17 protein-coding genes and 1 pseudogene are annotated in these 18,111 nt (G+C 69.9%); 10 read left to right on the forward strand and 8 right to left on the reverse strand.

Going from position 1 to position 18,111, the window contains the following annotated elements; translation table 11 throughout:
- Positions 1-167: 167 nt before the first annotated feature.
- Positions 168-1,619 (forward strand): NCS2 family permease, encoded by a 1,452-nt coding sequence (locus ACIBTS_RS19055; RefSeq protein WP_399320693.1) that lies wholly within the window; start codon positions 168-170, stop codon positions 1,617-1,619.
- Between the two features lie 13 nt (positions 1,620-1,632).
- On the opposite strand, the gene ACIBTS_RS19060 is transcribed toward ACIBTS_RS19055, so the two are convergent.
- Both ACIBTS_RS19060 and ACIBTS_RS19065 read right to left on the reverse strand, forming a co-directional pair.
- Positions 1,633-3,090 (reverse strand): peptidoglycan D,D-transpeptidase FtsI family protein, encoded by a 1,458-nt coding sequence (locus ACIBTS_RS19060; protein WP_399320694.1) that lies wholly within the window; start codon positions 3,088-3,090, stop codon positions 1,633-1,635.
- A gap of 89 nt (positions 3,091-3,179) precedes the next feature.
- The gene (locus ACIBTS_RS19065) at positions 3,180-3,953 is read right to left on the reverse strand and encodes an IclR family transcriptional regulator (RefSeq protein ID WP_079663130.1); all 774 of its coding nucleotides are present in this window, start codon (positions 3,951-3,953) and stop codon (positions 3,180-3,182) included.
- Between the two features lie 160 nt (positions 3,954-4,113).
- Here ACIBTS_RS19065 and ACIBTS_RS19070 point away from each other — a divergent pair, with 160 nt between their 5' ends.
- The 5 genes from ACIBTS_RS19070 (at position 4,114) to ACIBTS_RS19090 (ending at position 8,922) form a co-directional block, all read left to right on the forward strand.
- Complete coding sequence (locus ACIBTS_RS19070; protein ID WP_399320696.1) at positions 4,114-5,643, forward strand: aldehyde dehydrogenase (NADP(+)); 1,530 nt, start codon at positions 4,114-4,116, stop codon at positions 5,641-5,643.
- Positions 5,644-5,786: 143 nt separating this feature from the next.
- On the forward strand, positions 5,787-6,395 hold the full coding sequence (locus tag ACIBTS_RS19075; RefSeq protein WP_399320697.1) for a DUF1349 domain-containing protein: 609 nt from the start codon (positions 5,787-5,789) through the stop codon (positions 6,393-6,395).
- Between the two features lie 89 nt (positions 6,396-6,484).
- Complete coding sequence (locus ACIBTS_RS19080) at positions 6,485-6,997, forward strand: GNAT family N-acetyltransferase (RefSeq protein WP_319675577.1); 513 nt, start codon at positions 6,485-6,487, stop codon at positions 6,995-6,997.
- 58 nt (positions 6,998-7,055) lie between these two features.
- Positions 7,056-7,772 (forward strand): DsbA family oxidoreductase, encoded by a 717-nt coding sequence (locus ACIBTS_RS19085; protein WP_319675576.1) that lies wholly within the window; start codon positions 7,056-7,058, stop codon positions 7,770-7,772.
- A 97-nt stretch (positions 7,773-7,869) separates the two neighbouring features.
- On the forward strand, positions 7,870-8,922 hold the full coding sequence (locus ACIBTS_RS19090; protein WP_399320699.1) for an aminotransferase class V-fold PLP-dependent enzyme: 1,053 nt from the start codon (positions 7,870-7,872) through the stop codon (positions 8,920-8,922).
- A gap of 68 nt (positions 8,923-8,990) precedes the next feature.
- Here ACIBTS_RS19090 and thpD read toward each other — a convergent pair whose 3' ends face one another.
- From thpD to ACIBTS_RS19120, 6 genes and pseudogenes are all read right to left on the reverse strand, one after another.
- Positions 8,991-9,887: an ectoine hydroxylase gene (gene thpD, locus ACIBTS_RS19095; RefSeq protein ID WP_399320700.1), complete on the reverse strand. Its 897-nt coding sequence runs from the start codon at positions 9,885-9,887 to the stop codon at positions 8,991-8,993.
- Positions 9,884-10,288 carry an ectoine synthase gene (locus ACIBTS_RS19100; protein WP_079663136.1) on the reverse strand — a complete coding sequence of 135 codons (405 nt, stop codon included), beginning with the start codon at positions 10,286-10,288 and terminating at the stop codon, positions 9,884-9,886. Before ACIBTS_RS19100 ends, thpD begins: the two co-directional genes overlap by 4 nt.
- 94 nt (positions 10,289-10,382) lie before the next feature.
- Complete coding sequence (ectB, locus tag ACIBTS_RS19105; RefSeq protein WP_399320702.1) at positions 10,383-11,654, reverse strand: diaminobutyrate--2-oxoglutarate transaminase; 1,272 nt, start codon at positions 11,652-11,654, stop codon at positions 10,383-10,385.
- Between the two features lie 91 nt (positions 11,655-11,745).
- The gene (gene ectA / locus ACIBTS_RS19110) at positions 11,746-12,270 is read right to left on the reverse strand and encodes a diaminobutyrate acetyltransferase (RefSeq protein ID WP_399320704.1); all 525 of its coding nucleotides are present in this window, start codon (positions 12,268-12,270) and stop codon (positions 11,746-11,748) included.
- Positions 12,271-12,550: 280 nt separating this feature from the next.
- A pseudogene (locus tag ACIBTS_RS19115) lies at positions 12,551-12,992 on the reverse strand (DUF664 domain-containing protein).
- A gap of 77 nt (positions 12,993-13,069) precedes the next feature.
- Positions 13,070-14,170 (reverse strand): pyridoxal-phosphate-dependent aminotransferase family protein, encoded by a 1,101-nt coding sequence (locus tag ACIBTS_RS19120; RefSeq protein ID WP_399320807.1) that lies wholly within the window; start codon positions 14,168-14,170, stop codon positions 13,070-13,072.
- 174 nt (positions 14,171-14,344) lie between these two features.
- Between ACIBTS_RS19120 and ACIBTS_RS19125 the strand changes: the two genes are divergently transcribed.
- The 4 genes from ACIBTS_RS19125 to ACIBTS_RS19140 are packed head-to-tail and all read left to right on the forward strand — an operon-like array spanning position 14,345 to position 17,976.
- Positions 14,345-15,232, forward strand: a complete 888-nt coding sequence (locus tag ACIBTS_RS19125; RefSeq protein WP_399320705.1) for a transporter substrate-binding domain-containing protein — start codon at positions 14,345-14,347, stop codon at positions 15,230-15,232.
- 3 nt (positions 15,233-15,235) lie between these two features.
- Positions 15,236-16,069: an amino acid ABC transporter permease gene (locus tag ACIBTS_RS19130; RefSeq protein WP_399320707.1), complete on the forward strand. Its 834-nt coding sequence runs from the start codon at positions 15,236-15,238 to the stop codon at positions 16,067-16,069.
- Positions 16,066-16,860, forward strand: coding sequence for an amino acid ABC transporter ATP-binding protein (locus tag ACIBTS_RS19135; protein ID WP_319677036.1), 795 nt, complete (start codon positions 16,066-16,068; stop codon positions 16,858-16,860). The genes ACIBTS_RS19130 and ACIBTS_RS19135 overlap by 4 nt, the downstream gene beginning before the upstream one ends.
- An 18-nt stretch (positions 16,861-16,878) precedes the next feature.
- Complete coding sequence (locus ACIBTS_RS19140) at positions 16,879-17,976, forward strand: amidohydrolase family protein (protein ID WP_399320708.1); 1,098 nt, start codon at positions 16,879-16,881, stop codon at positions 17,974-17,976.
- Positions 17,977-18,111 lie beyond the last annotated feature (135 nt).

Consider the following 18,111-nt stretch of genomic DNA (forward strand, 5'->3'; position numbering starts at 1 on the left):
AGTGGTCGACTGCTTGGTTGGGTACGGGGGTTCGAACATCATGTGGCAGGCCGAACAAGAGCGGAACCCGATTCCGTAACACGGCGAAAACCCGAAGAGGGTTCAACGACGGAACAATCCAGCCAGCATCCGCACCCAGATCATTCAGGCACCTAGGAGTACCAGTCATGTCCGAGACGAAGAAGGCGGCCGACCGGCCAACTGCCCCGCCGGCCGCGGCGAGCAGCGTCGACCGGTTCTTCAAGATCTCCGAACGGGGATCCACCTTCGGCCGGGAGATACGCGGCGGCTTCGCCACGTTCTTCACCATGGCCTACATCCTTGTCCTGAATCCGATCATTCTGGGCAGCGCCAAGGACAAGTTCGGGCACCAGCTCGACACCGTCCAACTCACCACCGCGACCGCCCTGGTGGCGGCCGTCATGACGATCGTGATGGGTGTCGGCGGGAACCTGCCCCTGGCGCTCGCCGCGGGCCTCGGCCTGAACGCGGTCGTCGCCTTCCAGATCGCCCCGCTGATGAGCTGGGACGACGCGATGGGCCTCATCGTCCTGGAAGGCCTGCTGATCTGCGTCCTGGTGGTGACCGGTCTGCGCGAGGCCGTCATGCACGCCATCCCGCAGCCGCTCAAGCAGGCGATCAGCGTCGGCATCGGTCTGTTCATCGCCTTCATCGGCTTCGTCGACGCCGGTTTCGTCAGCCGGATCCCCGACGCCGCGAACACCACCGTCCCCGTGCAGCTCGGCGGCACCGGCACGCTCAGCGGCTGGCCGATTCTCGTCTTCTGCCTCGGCGTGCTGCTGACGATCGGGCTGCTCGCCCGCAAGGTCAAGGGCGCGATCCTGATCAGCATCGTGACCATGACGGTGCTCGCGATCGTCATCAACTCGATCGCCGACATCAAATCCTGGGGCCTGACCACGCCCTCGTGGCCCGACAAACTGGTCGGCACCCCCGACTTCGGGCTGATCGGTCACTTCAGCCTGTTCGGCGCGTTCGGCGAGACCGGCGCCATCACGGTCGTGCTGCTGGTCTTCACGCTCATCCTGTCCGACTTCTTCGACACCATGGGCACGGTCGTCGGCATCAGCGCGGAGGCCGGACTGCTGAACGAGAAGGGCGAGGTGCCCAACCTGGGCCGCGTGCTGCTCATCGACGGCGCGGCGGCGGTCGCGGGCGGCGCGGCCTCGTCGTCCTCCGCGACCTCCTACATCGAGTCGGCGGCCGGCGTCGGCGAGGGTTCGCGCACCGGCTTCTCCAACCTGGTCACCGGCGGCCTCTTCGCCCTCGCCCTGTTCCTGACGCCGGTCCTCACCATCGTCCCCCTCCAGGCGGCGGCCCCGGCCCTGGTCGCCGTCGGCTTTCTGATGATGACGCAGGTCAAGAGCATCGACTGGGACAAGTACGAGATCGCCATCCCGGCGTTCCTCACCATCGCCGTGATGCCGTTCACGTACTCGATCACCAACGGCATCGGCGCGGGCTTCCTGGCGTACGTCCTCATCAAGACGGTCCTCGGCAAGGCGAAGGACGTGCACTGGCTGCTGTGGGGGGCGTCGGCACTGTTCGTGGTGTACTTCGCGATCGACCCGATCGAGCAGATCCTGGGCGTGAAGTGACCTGTCCGACGGCCTAGTTCTTCAGTGCCGCCTCCATCATCGCCTTCGCGACGGGGGCGGCCAGCCCATTGCCGCTGACCTCGGAACGCGCCGCGTCCGACTGCTCGACCACGACCGCCACGGCGACCTCCTTGCCCGACGAGTCGGACTTGCCGTACGACGTGAACCAGGCGTACGGTGCCTTGCTGTTGTTCTCGCCGTTCTGTGCGGTGCCCGTCTTGCCGCCGACGGTGACGCCGTCGATGAGCGCGTTCGTGCCCGTGCCCTTCTCGACGACCGTCTGCATCGCCGACTGCAACTGCTCGGCGGTGTCGGAGCTGACGATCTCCTTCGTCGACGCCTTGTCGTCGTAGTCCTCCAGGACGTCGCCGCCGCCGTTGGTGATCTGCGAGACCATGTGCGGCGAGACCAGCTTGCCGCCGTTGGCGATGGCGGCCGAGACCATGGCCATCTGCAACGGGGTCGCGGTCACGTCGAACTGGCCGATGCCGGTCAGCGCCGTGGACGACTCGTCCATGTCGGACGGATACACGCTCGGGTACGCCCGCACCGGCACGTCCTGGCTGTCGTCGTCGAAGCCGAACTTCTCGGCCATCGCCCTCAGCTTGTCCTGCCCGAGCTGCACGGCCATGTGCGCGAACACGTTGTTGCAGGAGTACTGCAGCGCGACCCGGATCGTGGCGTTCGCACAGGGCGCGGAGGGGTTCTCGTTGCTGAGGTCCGTCCGCGTGCCCGGCAGCCTGTACGGGTCCACGCTGTCGGTCTTCTCGTCCACCGACGAGTACAGCCCGTCCTCCAGCGCGGCCGCCGCCACGACCAGCTTGAACGTGGAACCCGGCGCGAGCGGCTGGCGCAGCGCCCGGTTGGTGAGCGGTTTGTCGGAGTCCGCGTTCAGCTGCTTCCAGGCCGTCCCGGCCGTGTTGGCGTCGGTCAGCGACGACGGGTCGTACGACGGGGTCGACACGACCGCGAGGATCTGGCCGGTCTTCGGGTCGATCGCGACGGCGGCGCCCTTCTTGTCGCCGAGCGCGTCGTACGCCGCCTTCTGCACGTCCGGGGCGATCGTGGTGATCACGTCGCCCGGGTCGGCCCGCTTGTTCGTGACCGTGTCCAGCGCCGTCTTCAGACGGGTGTCGGTGCCGTTGAGCAGGCTGGTGTAGATGCCTTCGAGCTGCGTGGGGGCGTAGCTCTGCGAGGCGTAGCCCGTCACCGCCGCGTACAGCTTGCCGTTCGTGTACGTGCGCTTGTATCTGAGATCGCCGCCCGAGGTGACGGCCGAGCCGGTGATCGCCTTTCCGGCCACGATGATGTTCCCGAGCGGCTCCGCGTACGTCTCGATCGCGTTGCGCCGGTTGTCCTTGTCGTCCGCGAGTGCCTGGCCCTCGTAGAACTGCACCCAGGTGGCCCGGACCAGCAGGGCCAACACCAGCAGCAGCGCGAAGACCGAGGCGCGCCTGATCGTCTTGTTCATTGCGACGAGAAAGACGAACGGGAAGAGATCGATCGTTCCCGCCCGCCTGGATTCTCATCGTCCGTTCATGTCATCGGCCGGCCTCAGCCTCAGAGACGACGGGTCGCCAGCGTGAGCCGGTCGCGCGCGTCGAACAGGGCGTCCTTCACCAGCTGCTCGTGCGCGGGCGTGAGTCTCGCCACCGGCACCGAGCAGCTGATCGCGTCCCGGGCCGGCGTGCGGTACGGGATCGCCACGCCGAAGCAGCGCAGCCCCAGCGTGTTCTCCTCGCGGTCCACGGCGATGCCCTGCTCGCGGACCTGGTGCAGCTCCTCGATGAGCTTCTCGCGATCGGTGATGGTGTGCTCGGTCAGCGCCGGGAGCGTCTCCGGCAGCATCTTGCGGACCTGCTCGTCGGTGTAGGTGCTCAGCAGCGCCTTGCCGAGGGAGGTGGAGTGGGCGGGCAGCCGGCGGCCGACGCGGGTGAAGGGGCGCAGGTAGTGCTGGGACTGGCGGGTCGCGAGGTAGACGACGTTCGTGCCGTCGAGGCGGGCGAGGTGGATGGTCTCGGTGGTGTCGTCGGAGAGCCGGTCCAGGGTCGGCCGGGCCGCCGCGACGACCTCGTCGCCGTCGATGTAGGAGGTGCCGACGAGCAGCGCCCGCACGCCGATGCCGTACCGTGTGCCCGTCGCGTCGGTCTCCACCCAGCCCAGCTCCACCAGGGTGCGCAGCAACATGTAGAGACTGGACTTGGGATATCCGACGGCCTCCTGGACCGATGCCAGGGAGTGCATTCCTGGGCGGCCGGCGAAGTATTCCAGCAGCTCAACCGTCCGCACCGCGGACTTGACCTGCGCCCCGCCCCCCGTCTCGCCAGCCGACATCGCCCTTGACCCCTTCGTTCGACGAGAAGCTGAAGATATAGTCTCCAACAGCATATTCACCATCAGAGACAGCGTTCAGCATATCGAACATCCCTGGTGGGTGAGTCAGTAACAGAGCCTGTACCGAACATGGTCAGTACCAAGCGTGGAGGGACCCGCGGTGGCAGCAGCACCAGTCTGGAGTGTCGACCCCCGAACCGGGAAGCAGCGTGAACAGGTTGCGGTGGAGGCCACGGCCCAGGAGGTCGACACCGTCGTCCGCGCCGCCCACGACGCGCGCGGCTCACTCGCCGACCGCACCGTCCGCGCCGCCTTCCTGCGCTCCGCCGCCGACCGGCTCCAGGCGGCCAAGGACACGCTCGTCGAGGTGGCCGACGCCGAGACCGCGCTCGGCCCGGTCCGGCTGAACGGCGAGCTCGCCCGCACCTGCTACCAGCTGCGGGCCTTCGCCGACATCGTCGACGAGGGCGCCTTCCTGGACGTCGTCATCAACCACCCCGACGACACCGCCACCCCGCCCATCCCCGACCTGCGCCGCTACAAGGTGCCGCTGGGTGTGGTCGCCGTCTACTCGGCGTCCAACTTCCCCTTCGCCTTCTCCGTCGCGGGCGGCGACACCGCGAGCGCGCTCGCGGCCGGCAACCCGGTCGTCGTCAAGTCCCACCCCGACCACCCGGCGCTGTCCGAACTGGTCGCCAAGGTGCTGCGGCACGCCGCCGCCGAGCACAAGATCCCGGAGGGCGTGCTCGGTCTCGTGCACGGCTTCGAGGCCGGCGTCGAGCTGATCAAGCACCCGCTGGTCACCGCCGCGGGCTTCACGGGCTCCATCCGGGGCGGGCGGGCGCTGTTCGACGCGGCCGCCGCCCGGCCGGTGCCCATCCCGTTCCACGGTGAGCTGGGCTCGCTCAACCCCGTCGTGGTGACGGAGGAGGCCGCCGCCGAGCGCGCCGAGACCATCGGCGCCGGGCTCGCCGGGTCCATGACGCTGGGCGTCGGGCAGTTCTGCGTCAAGCCCGGGCTGGTGCTGGTGCCGTCCGGCGCGGCCGGCGACGGCCTGGTCAAGTCGCTGACGGACGCGGTGAGCGACACCGACGCGGGCGTCCTGCTCGACCACCGGATGCGGGACAACTTCATCGCCGGGGTCGCCGAGCGCGCGGAGCTGGCCGACGTGGAGACGCCGGTGACGCCCGGCGCGGGCGGGGAGCACACCGTCAGCGCGGGCTTCCTGACCGTGCCCGCTGCTCGGCTCGCCGCCGAGGGGGAGCACGATCTGCTGCTGGAGGAGTGCTTCGGGCCGGTCACCGTCGTGGCCCGCTACGACGACGAGGGCGAGGTCAAGGCGGTTCTGTCGCGGCTGCCGGGGAACCTGACGGCGACGGTTCAGCTGTCCGAGGCGGAGGCCGCCGGCCAGGGGCGGGGGCCGGAGATGCTCGCCGAGCTGACGCCGCTCGCCGGACGCGTGCTGGTGAACGGGTGGCCTACCGGCGTTGCCGTCGCGCCCGCTCAGCATCATGGAGGGCCGTACCCGGCCACCACGTCCACGTCCACGTCCGTCGGCGGGACCGCCATCGAGCGGTGGCTGCGGCCCGTCGCCTATCAGAACGCTCCGGCCGCGCTGCTGCCGGTGGAGCTGCGGGACGAGAACGAGCTGGGGCTGCCCCGGCGGTTCAACGGCCGGTTGGAGCGGTAGCGCTCCGCGCGGGTGCCGTGGGGGTGCGGTGGATCGGCGACTGCGGGTTCGTTCGTGGTGGCCGCCCGCGCCCCCACGGCGGAGCCGCATGCCGGTAGGCCCCGCGCCCCCGGACAGCTCCACCCACCCTGGATAATCGGGCCATGGATGTCTCCCTTCCCGAACTGCCCTTCGCCCTCCGTACTTACGGCCCCGACGGGCACTGGTTGTATGAGGACGGGGTGTTGATCGGGTGGGCCGGGGCTCGGCAGGACCGCTTCGTGCCGCCCACCGGGGAGGCGCTGGACCCCGCTGCCGACGCGCCCCGGCTGCTCGGCGCGCCCGAAGGGGACTTCCAGCTCATCGCCCGCGTCACCGTCGGGTTCAACTGGGCCTTCGACGCGGGGGCGTTGTACGTCCATGTCGGTGAACGGGCCTGGGCCAAGCTCTGTCTGGAGTACTCCCCGGATGTGGCGACCGTCTGCACGGTGGTCACCCGGGGGCACTCCGACGATGCCAACTCCTTCACCGTGGAGGGGAGTTCGGTCTGGCTGCGGGTGAGCAGGACCGGTCGTGCCTTCGCCTTCCACGCCTCCCGGGACGGCAAGCGCTGGACCTTCGTCCGCCTGTTCACGCTCGGCGAGGAGAAGGAGACCGGCGCGGCCCTCATCGGGTTCATGACGCAGTCGCCGATGGGCGACGGGTGCGTCGTGACGTATGACCACCTCGAGTTCAGGACCGAGTGGCCGGACGACCTGAGAGACGGAAGCTGAGCGCACCCGTCACCGCGCCCAGCGCGCCCCCCCGCGCCCGGTTCGGCCGGGGCCGGAACCGGGGAACGGGCCGGCACGTCCTCGGTTGCATGATCGAAGAACGCGTCACAGGAGGCCGGGTGATCCGCACGGCCGTGCCCGCCGAGGCGGAGACCGTCGCCGCCCTGCACGCCCGAGCCCGGGCGACCTACTACCCCGACGGGATCCCGCAGGACGGCACCGACTGGCTCGCGAACTGGCGCACCGCCATCGAACGGCCCGACGGCCAGGTGCTCTGCGTCGTCGAGCGCGGGCGGATCGTCGGCCTCGCCTCGTTCCGTACGCCCCAGGGGGCGGGGGCGGACACCGTCAAGCTGTTCCAGTTCCATGTCGACCCCGACCACTGGCGCGGCGGCATCGGCACGGCCCTGCACACGGCCTGCGCGGAGCAGTGGCGGGCGGACGGGCGACGCACGGCGGTGCTCGACGTGCATGTCGACAACCGGCGGGCCCAGGCCTTCTACGCACGTCAGGGCTGGTTCCCGGACCCGCAGAACCCGCCCGCCCAGGGCGATCACCATCTCTTTCTGCGCTACTCCGTGTCCGGGAATGATGCGCGCTGATTGAACGTTCACGTACCCGGCGGGGGGAGCCTCCGTACCCGTACGAGCTGGAGAGAACATGAAGGTCGAGATCTGGTCGGACATCGCGTGCCCCTGGTGCTACGTGGGCAAGGCCCGCTTCGAGAAGGCGCTCGAGGCCTTCCCGCACCGCGACCAGGTCGAGGTGGTGCACCGTTCCTTCGAGCTGGACCCCGGCCGCGCCAAGGGCGACGTCCAGCCCGTGCTGGCCATGCTCACCAAGAAGTACGGCATGAGCGAGGCGCAGGCGCAGGCCGGCGAGGAGAACCTGGGCGCCCAGGCCGCCGCCGAGGGCCTCGACTACCGCACCCGCGACCGCGACCACGGCAACACCTTCGACATGCACCGCCTGCTGCACTTCGCCAAGGAGCACGGCCGGCAGGACGAGCTGATCCAGATCCTCTACCGGGCCAACTTCGCCGAGGAGCGGTCGCTGTTCGCCGAGGGCGAGGAGCGGCTCGTGGAACTGGCCGTCGAGGCCGGTCTCGACGCCGACGCCGCCCGCACGGTCCTCGCCGACCCGGCCCGCTACGCCGACGAGGTCCGCGCCGACGAGCGCGAGGCCGCCCAGCTCGGCGCGAACGGCGTGCCCTTCTTCGTCCTCGACCGCGCCTACGGCGTCTCCGGCGCCCAGCCCGCCGAGGTCTTCGCCCAGGCCCTCACCCAGGCCTGGGGCGACCGCTCCCCGCTGAAGCTGATCGACGACGGCGGCGCGCAGGCCTGCGGTCCGGACGGGTGTGCGGTGCCGCAGCACTGAGAAACCGCAGGTGAGGGGCGATCCATAAGCCGTCCTAAGTGGAATCACATAAAAATCGGCAATGGACGAGGGGTGCTGGGGGTCCCACAGTGGACCCATGGAGACCTTCGAGAGCCTCGTCCGCACCGAGTTCACCCCGAAGACCACATACCTGAACACGGCGAGCAACGGCCTGCTACCCGCCCGTACCGTCGCCGCCCTGCACGAGGCGGCGCTGCTGCGGGCCGAGGGCAGGCCGCTGACTCCGCTGCACGAGGACGTGGAGGCCTGCCGGGCCGCGTACGCCCGGCTGGCCGGCGTCCCGGTCACCCGGGTGGCGCTGGGCGCCTCGGTCGCCGCGCACACCGGCGTGATCGCCGCCTCGCTTCCCGCGGGCGCCGAAGTGCTCACCGCTGAGGACGACTTCACCTCCGTGCTCAACCCGTTCCACGTCCGCGGCGACCTCAAGGTGCGCGCCGTGCCGCTGGAGCGGATCGCCGAGTCCGTCCGCCCCGGCACGGCGCTGGTCGCGGTCAGCGCCGCCCAGTCCGCCGACGGCCGGATCGCCGACCTGCTCGCCCTGCGCGAGGCCGCCCGCGCGCACGGGGCGCGCACCTACGTCGACTTCTCGCAGGCCGCCGGCTGGCTGCCGGCCGACGCCGACGCCCACGACTTCTCCGCCGCCGTCTCCTTCAAGTGGTTGCTCGGCCCGCACGGCGCGGCCTTCCTCGTGGTCCCGGAGGACTTCGGCGGGCTGTCGCCGATCCTCGCGGGCTGGGTCGCGGGCGAGGAACCCTGGGACAGCTGTTACGGCCCGGTGGCCGAACCCGCCCACTCGGCACGGCGGTTCGACCTGACGCACGCCCTGTTCACCTACGCCGGACTGCGCCGCTCCCTCGAACTGGTCGAGGAACTCGGCGTGACGGCGATCGGCGCCCACGACCGCGCCCTCGCCGACCGCTTCCGCACGGGACTCGCCGCCCTCGGTCACGAGCCGCTTCCCGCGCCCGGCTCCGCGATCGTCTCCGTGCCAGAACTGGGCTACCGGCAGCCCGAGTTGGGCGCCGCCGGCATCCAGGTCTCCGACCGCTCCGGCAACCTGCGCGCCTCCTTCCACCTCTACAACACACCCGCCGACGTCGACCGCCTGCTGGACGCGCTGTCGGGCTGACACCCCGGCCTGCACTGCCGGCCCGCAACTGCCCGGGTCGGCAGCCGCCGGGGTGTCGGCAGAGGTCGTCAGCGGACCGGAGTGAAATCCCTTGCTCCGATGAACTCCGGCCGCCGTATCGGAGCCGCGAACGGCTCCACCGCCGCGTTCTCGACGCTGTTGAACACGACGAACACGTTGCTGCGCGGGAACGGCGTGATGTTGTCGCCGGACCCGTGCATGGCGTTGCAGTCGAACCAGGTCGCCGAACCGGCCTTCCCGGTGAACAGCTTGATGCCGTAGTCGCTCGCCATCGCGGTCAGCGCCTCGTCGGACGGCGTGCCCGCGTCCTGCATCTGCAGCGACTTCTTGTAGTTGTCCTCGGGCGTGGCCCCGGCACAGCCGAGGAACGTCCGGTGCGAGCCCGGCATGATCATGAGCCCGCCGTTGGTGGCGTAGTTCTCGGTCAGCGCGATCGAGACGGACACCGTCCGCATGTTCGGCAGACCGTCCTCGGCGTGCCAGGTCTCGAAGTCCGAGTGCCAGTAGAAGCCCCCGGCCCCGAAGCCCGGCTTGACGTTGATCCGCGACTGGTGGACGTACACGTCCGAGCCGAGGATCTGCCGCGCCCGCCCGACGACCCGCTCGTCGCGCACCAGGGCGGCGAACACCGGGCTCAGCCTGTGCACCTCGAAGACGGACCGGATCTCCTTGGACCGCGGCTCGACGATCGAGCGCTCGTCGGCGCGGATCTCCGGGTCGGCGACGAGCCGCTCCAGCTCCCGCCGGCAGACGGCCGCCTCGTCGTCGCTGATCAGCTGGTCGACGGAGAGGAATCCGTCGCGTTCGTACGCCTGGAGGTCGGCCGTCGCGATCGGGCCGGGGGCGTCGGGGGAGCCCCAGACGACGGGGTCCTGGCGGGGCACGGACACCTCGGTGGTGCCACGGGTGGGATACAGATCGGTGAGCGTGGTCACGGTGCTCACACCTCCTCGGGCTCGGTCAGCAGGGGGTAGACGCCGTTCTCGTCGTGGTCCTCCCGTCCGGTCACGGGCGGGTTGAACACGCAGAGGCAGCGGAAGTCCTCCTTGACGCGCAGCGTGTGCCGCTCATGTCCGTCGAGGAGGTACATGGTTCCGGGCGTGATGCTGTGCGTCCGCCCGGTCTCGTGGTCGGTCAGCTCGGCCTCGCCCTCGACGCAGACGACGGCCTCGATGTGGTTCGCGTACCACATCGACGTCTCGGTGCCCGCGTACAGAATCGTTTCGTGCAGCGAGAACCCGACCCGTTCCCGGGCGAGGACGATGCGTTTGCTCTCCCAGGTGCCGGACGCCGCCCGTACATGCCGGTCGGTGCCTTCGATGTCCTTGAACGAACGGACGATCACGGTGGTGCGATGCCTCCTAGGTAGGTGGAACGGGGAGATCGTGGGTGTGCGGGATTGGTGGATTTCCGCAAGTGTCAGATGGTTTGCGTAGGTATCAGACGGTTTCCCGGACGGCGCGGGCGACGACGCTCATGCCCTCGTCCAGCTCCTCGGGGGTGATGGTCAGGGCCGGCAGCAGCTTGACGACCTCGCTCTCCGGGCCCGACGTCTCGATCAGCAGCCCGAGTTCGAAGGCGCGTTGTGCGACCCGCCCGGCCCGCGCCTTCTCGTGGAACTCCAGACCCCACACGAGTCCACGGCCCCGGTACTCCCTGACGTCGGCGAGGTTCTCCTCGGTGATCGAGATGAGTGCCTGCTCGATCTGCTCGCCCCGCGCCCGGGTCTGCTTCTCCATCGCGGACCCGTCGGCCCAGTACGTCTCCAGGGCCGCCGTGGCGGTGACGAACGCCGGGTTGTTGCCGCGGAAGGTGCCGTTGTGCTCGCCCGGCTCCCAGATGTCCAACTCGGGCCTGAACAGGCACAGCGACATGGGCAGCCCGTATCCGCTGATGGACTTGGACAGGGTGACGATGTCGGGTGTGACCCCGGCCTCCTCGAAGGAGAAGAAGGCCCCCGTGCGCCCGCATCCCATCTGGATGTCGTCGACGATCAGCAGCATGTCCTGCCGTTCGCACAGCTCCTTCAGCGCCCGCAGCCACTCCGGGCGCGCGACGTTGATGCCGCCCTCGCCCTGCACGGTCTCGACGATCACGGCGGCGGGCTTGTTCAGCCCGGACCCCTGGTCCTCCAGGAGCCGCTCGAACCAGAGGAAGTCCGGGACGGTCCCCTCGAAGTAGTTGTCGAACGGCATGGGCGTGCCGTGCACCAGCGGGATCCCGGCCCCGGCCCGCTTGAAGGCGTTGCCGGTCACGGCGAGTGAGCCGAGCGACATCCCGTGGAAGGCGTTGGTGAACGACACGATGGCCTCGCGCCCCTTCACCTTCCGCGCCAGCTTCAGCGCGGACTCCACGGCGTTGGTGCCGGTCGGGCCCGGGAACATCACCTTGTAGTGCAGGTCGCGCGGGCGCAGCACCAGATCCTGGAAGGTCTGCAGGAAGGCCCGCTTGGCGACGGTGGACATGTCGAGCCCGTGCGTGACGCCGTCCCGCATCAGGTAGTCGACCAACGCCCGTTTCAGTACGGGGTTGTTATGGCCGTAGTTCAGTGACCCGGCGCCGGCGAAGAAGTCCAGGTACCGGTGGCCGTCCTCGTCGTACATACGGCTGCCCTGCGCACGGTCGAAGACGGCGGGCCAGCCGCGGCAGTAGCTGCGCACCTCGGACTCGAGGGTCTCGAAGACACTGAGGTCGGGCTGGGTGATGGTCACGACGAAACACTCCTTGGTGTGGGGGTGAGAAGGAGAGAGGGCGTGGGGAAAGGGGTGGGGGAAAGCCGTGGGGGAGTGGGGAGGGGGCCGGTCACAGGGTCCTGGGGGAGAGGGGCCCGATGCGGTAGAGCACTTCGGGGTCGTGCGGGCCGTCGGGGAACAGCCCGGCGCCGAACAGCACCTCGCGGGTGACGGCCGCACCGTGCCGGTCGGCGAACGAGGTGAACAGCCGCTCGGACGCGGTGTTGCCGGGCGTGATCGTGGTCTCGACGGTGGTGAGCGGCCGTTCGGCGGCGACCCGCGCGGTCAGTCCGTCGAGCAGCGCGGCGGCGAGGCCGTGACCGCGGTACGCGGCGTCGACCGCAACCTGCCAGACCAGCAGGGTCCCCGGGTCCTCGGGCCGTACGTACCCGGTGACGAACCCGACCGGTTCGCCGCCGTCCCCGTCCTCCGCCCGCACCACCGCCGAGGTGGCGGCGAAGTCGCGGCACCACAGCAGATAGCTGTAGGAGGAGTTCAGATCGAGCGTTCCGGATTCCTTTGCGATACGCCAGAGCGCGGCCCCGTCCGCCACCGACGGACTGTCGATACGTAGGTCTGCTTGTGCGGCAGTCATGCGGATTGAACTTACCCAGGGAAATTCAATAACGCATGGAGGGGGCGTGGTGATTCCGTGATGCTGCATGGACAGTTGACCGATACATCCCTTATTCACCCCCGCAAACCGCGCATATCGCACCTGTTGTGCGATGCGTCACGCGGTCGTAATCAGCTGGAAATTCCCTGTGTTTAGCCACAGCGAATCCGGGCAGAAGACTCAGGAAAGCCATCCTCGCAAAGAAACTCCCGCAAAACTCGGGGAGAATTCCCGAATCACCGCTTCGTCGCCGGTGGATTCAGGCTCCGGTAACCGCGTCGATACGCTCCCGGAGAATGTCCGCGTGCCCGTTGTGCCGGGCGTACTCCTCGATCATGTGGATGATCGCGCCCCCGCGCGATCTCCCGCCGCCAGACCGCCGGCGCCTCGTCGATCCCCCGCGCGGCATCCAGGGCGTACCCGCTCTCCTCCTCGAAGACCGGTGGCGCCTCCAGCCCGGCGAACGCCCGCTGGAACCGGTTGCGTTGGACCTCGGCGAGATGCTGAACCAGTCCGAGCAAGGTCAACTCGGACGGCGCGGCGGCCTGCTGCCGCACCTGCGCGTCGTCCAGTCCCGCGCACTTCAACCCGAGCGCGGCGCGGTGAAACGCCAGCCGACTCTCCAGCATGGGGAGTTCATCACCGGTCAGGAGCGGGACGGGGCGGCCGTCGGGCAGGGTTCGCGGCGTGTCGGCAGTCATGCGGCGAGTGCAGGGGCCACTGACAACGCCCGGCCGGCGAGCGGGGTGTCGGGCCCCCGCGGGGGTGGAACCCGCGCCTACCGCCAGGCGGCCTCGGCGCCCCGCCGGGCCCCTTCCGGATCCACGGTCAGCCCGTTCTCCGCCAGCGCGGTGCCCAGTGCCGTCAGGCACGCCCGCACCACGTCCACGGTCGCGTCGCCCCCGTAGTGGTTGACCCGGATCATCTCCTTGGCCAGGGCGCCGCCGCCCGCGGCCAGCGGGAGCGCCGGGTCGCTCGCCAGGGCCCGGGCCACCAGTTCCGACGCCACCACGCCCGACGGGACGCGCAGCGTCGTGGCGACCGGGGCCGCCTCCGTCGCGTCGTACACATAGGGCTCGAGGCCGCCGCCCAGTGCCAGCGCGCCCGCGCGGGTGGCCGACGCGGCGAAGGCGTGGCGGGCCATCACCGTCGCCAGGCCCTCCGTCTCGATCCGTTCGACGCAGGCCTGAAGGGCCAGCATCTCCAGCTGGGCCGGGGCGTGCAGCAGGGTCGTGCGGCCGCCGTCGATCCAGCGCTGCTTCCAGTCCAGCAGGGACAGGTAGGAGCGGCGCGGGGCCTTCGGGTTCGCGGACATCCGGGCCCACGCCCGCTCGCTCACCGACACCGCAGACACGCCCGCCGGGCCGCCCATCGCCTTCTGTGCGCCGATCACGCACAGGTCCACGCCCCATGCGTCCGGCAGCACCGGCTCCGCGCCGATCGAGGCGACCGCGTCCAGGTAGAACAGCGCGCCGTGCTCCCGCACCACCTCGCCGATCTCCGCGACCGGGTTGGTGTTGCCGGTCGCCGCCTCCGCGTGCACCAGGGAGACGAAGTCGATCTCCGGGTGCTCGGTGAGCGCCTCCCGGATCTGCGCGGCCGTCACCGCCGTGTGGAAGGGCACCGCCAGGTCGATCACCCTCGCGCCGCAGTCCCGCAGCCAGTCGCCGAAGGTCTGCCCGTACGGGCCGGTGATCACGTTGAGGGCCGTGGTGCCCGGGCCGGCCGTGGCCCGGATCGCGCCCTCCAGCGGCAGCAGCGCCTCGCCCTGCATGATCACGACGTCCTGCCGGGTGTCCAGCAGCCGGGCCATCCGGTCCTCGATCGAGGCGAAGTGCGCGGCGCTCAGCGGGGCGAGATCCAGGAACGGGTGGGTCACGGGGGTGCTCTCTTCACTCACGGGGTAGAGGTGACGAGGGTAACCGGCACCCGCCTTGCCCTCTCCACTGCCGAGTTCTTAGGTCGGGCGGCCCTGTAACCATCGGATTGTTTTGAGGCACCCAAACTTCTCCTTATAATCGGAACCCATAGTTCCCTTACAGGAAGGCCCGCCGTGATCACCCTCCCCCGGCGCCGGATCCGCCTCCAGGCCGCCGTCACCGCGACGGCCGGGCTGATGCTCGTAGCTGCCTGCACCTCCACCGACGACGGTGGCAGCGGCTCCAAGACCGCCGCCGGCGGGGTCGAGCTCGTCAAGGCGGGCCAGCTCACCACCTGCACCCACCTGCCCTACCCGCCCTTCCAGTCGGAGATCGACGGCAAGGTGCAGGGCTTCGACGTGTCCCTGATCGACCTGGTCGCCAAGGACCTGGGCGTGAAGCAGGAGATCGTCGACACACCGTTCGAGAACTTCAAGACGGGCGCCTTCCTGAACTCCGGCCAGTGCGACGTGGCCGCGGCCGGCATGACCATCACCGAGGAGCGCAAGAAGAACGTCGACTTCTCCGACCCCTACTTCGACGCCACCCAGGCCGTCCTGGTCGACAAGGGCGCGGGCGTCACCTCGCTCGCCGACGTCAAGTCCAAGGGCCTCAAGCTCGGCGCCCAGGCGCAGACCACCGGCGAGGCGTACGCCCAGAAGCAGGGCTTCGACCCGGTCTCCTTCGAGTCCTCCGACGCCGTCCTCAACGGTCTGCGCACCGGCCAGGTGAAGGCCGTCGTCATCGACTACCCGGTCGTCCAGGGGTGGCTGAAGGACAAGGCCAACGCCGACGCCTTCAAGGTCGTCGACAACCTCAACACCGGTGAGCAGTACGGCTTCACGGTGAAGAAGGGCAACGCCAAGCTGCTGGCCGCCGTCAACAAGGCGCTGGCGGACGCGAAGGCCGACGGCACCTACAAGAAGCTGTACGAGCAGTGGATCGGCCCCTACGACGCGTCGGCCGCGTCCCCCGCCGCGTCCTCCGCAGCCTCGGCCTCTCCTTCGGCCTCGGCCTCCTGACCCATGGCTGATACGGACGTACGACTCCAGCCGAGGAAAAAGGGCCTGACCCGGCGCCAGAAGCGCAGCCTGTCGCGTGGCGTGCAGTACGCGGTGTTCGTCGCGGCGGTGATCGTCTTCGCGGTCACCGCCGACTGGGGCCGGCTGAAGAACCAGTTCGCCCAGTGGGACATCGCCAAGGAGATGTTCCCCGACGTCATCACGCTCGCGCTGAAGAACACCGTGCTGTACACGCTGTCCGGGTTCGCGCTCGGGTTGGTGCTCGGTCTCGTCATCGCGCTGATGCGGTTGTCGTCGGTCGGCCCTTACCGGTGGGTCGCCGGCGTCTACATCGAGATCTTCCGTGGGCTGCCCGCCCTGCTGATCTTCGTCTTCATCGGCGTGGCCGTACCGCTGGCCTTCCCCGGCACGGAGATCATCGGAGGCACCTACGGCAAGGCCGCCCTCGCACTCGGCCTGGTGGGAGCCGCGTACATGGCGGAGACCTTCCGGGCGGGCATCCAGGCGGTGCCCAAGGGGCAGATGGAGGCGGCCCGGTCGCTGGGCTTCTCGCCCGCGCGGGCCATGATCTCCATCATCATCCCGCAGGCGTTCCGCATCATCCTGCCGCCGCTCACCAACGAGCTCGTGATCCTCTTCAAGGACTCCTCCCTGGTCCTGCTGCTGGGCGTGACCCTGGAGGAACGCGAACTGTCCAAGTTCGGCCGTGACCTCGCCAGCGAGAAGGCCAACTCCACGCCGATCCTGGTCGCCGGCCTCTGCTATCTGCTGGTGACCATCCCGCTCGGCTTCGTCGTGCGCCGTATGGAGGCGAAGGCCCAGGAGGCCGTGAAATGAGCCGAACCGAGATCGACGTACGCGCTCTGCACAAGTCCTTCGGCGACAACGAGGTGCTGCGCGGCATCGACCTGGAGATCGGCCAGGGCGAGGTCGTCTGCGTGATCGGCCCGTCCGGCTCGGGGAAGTCGACGCTGCTGCGCTGCGTGAACCTGCTGGAGGAGCCGACCAAGGGCCAGGTCTTCGTCGGCGGCACCGAGCTCACCGACCCCGACGTCGACATCGACGCCGTACGCCGTCGTATCGGCATGGTCTTCCAGCAGTTCAACCTCTTCCCGCACCTGTCGGTGACCGAGAACCTCACGCTGCCGCAGCGCCGCGTGCTCGGGCGCGGCAAGGCGGAGGCGGCGAAGGTGGCCGCCGAGAACCTGGAGCGGGTGGGGCTGTCGGAGAAGGCGACGGCCTACCCCGCCTCCCTCTCCGGCGGCCAGCAGCAGCGCGTCGCGATCGCCCGCGCCCTCGCCATGGGCCCCGAGGTGATGCTGTTCGACGAGCCGACGTCGGCGCTCGACCCGGAGCTCGTGGGGGACGTCCTCGCCGTCATGCGCATGCTCGCGAACGAGGGCATGACGATGATGGTGGTGACCCACGAGATGACCTTCGCCCGCGAGGTCGCCGACCGGGTCGTCTTCATGGACGGCGGTGTGATCGTGGAGGACGGCGCCCCGGCCGACGTCATCGGCAACCCGAGCCACGAGCGCACCCGCCACTTCCTCTCCCGCCTCCTCGACCCGGCGATGGCGCAGGTGGAGGAGGAGACCTCGGACCAGGTGGGCGGCCCGGAGAAGTAGCTCACTAGGGTGCTGTACATGAGCGATCGCACGGTGCTGCACGTGAAGGGCCGAGTCCTCGTCGGCCGGGACGAGGACCAGGTCCGTGACGAGGTGTGGGTGGTCGGCGGCCGGATCTCCTACGACCGTCCCGCCGGCGCCCGCGACATCCGCACCGTCGAGGGCTGGGCGCTGCCCGGCCTCGTCGACGCGCACTGCCATGTGGGCCTGGGCCCGCACGGGCCGGTCGAGCCGGACGTCGCCGAGAAGCAGGCGCTGACCGACCGCGAGGCGGGCACCCTGCTGATCCGTGACGCCGGCTCGCCCTCCGACACCCGCTGGGTCGACGACCGCGAGGACCTCCCGAAGATCGTCCGGGCGGGCCGGCACATCGCCCGCACCCGCCGCTACATCCGCGGCTACGCCCACGAGATCGAGCCCGACGACCTGGTCGCGTACGTCGCCCAGGAGGCCCGGCGCGGCGACGGCTGGGTCAAGCTGGTCGGCGACTGGATCGACCGTGAGGTGGGCGACCTCGCCCCCAGTTGGCCCCGGGACGCGGTCGCGGCGGCCATCGCCGAGGCCCATCGCCTGGGCGCGCGGGTCACGGCGCACTGCTTCGCCGAGAGCTCACTGCGCGACCTGGTCGAGTCGGGCATCGACTGCATCGAGCACGCGACGGGCCTCACACAGGAGCTGATCCCGCTGTTCGTGGAGCGCGGCGTGGCGATCGTCCCCACGCTCGTGAACATCGCGACGTTCCCCCAGCTCGCGGCCGGCGGCCAGGCCAAGTTCCCGCGCTGGGCGGCCCATCTGCGCGGCCTCCACGAACGCCGCTACGACACCGTCCGCGACGCCTACGACGCCGGCATCCCGGTCTTCGTCGGCACGGACGCCGGCGGCACCCTGCCGCACGGTCTGGTGGCCGCGGAGGTCGCCGAACTGGTCACGGCGGGCATCCCGCCGATCCAGGCGCTCTCGGCGACGACCTGGGGCGCACGCGCGTGGCTCGGACGCCCCGGCCTGGACGAGGGCGCCCCCGCGGACCTCGTCGTCTACGACACGGACCCGCGCGCGGACGTACGGGTGCTGGCGGCGCCGCGCCGGGTGGTGCTGAACGGGACGGTGGTGAGCTGAGCACGGCGCGTGGCACGACAGGGACGTGAGGGGGGAGCGGGGCGGGGGCGAGGGGGAGCGAGGGGGAGTGAGGGGGACGTCGCGCGGGGGGTTGTGGAGAACGTACGTGCCGATGGATTCGAAGATGCGCACGGA

This window comes from Streptomyces sp. NPDC050121 (assembly GCF_044460385.1).
Classification (GTDB): domain Bacteria; phylum Actinomycetota; class Actinomycetes; order Streptomycetales; family Streptomycetaceae; genus Streptomyces; species Streptomyces soliscabiei.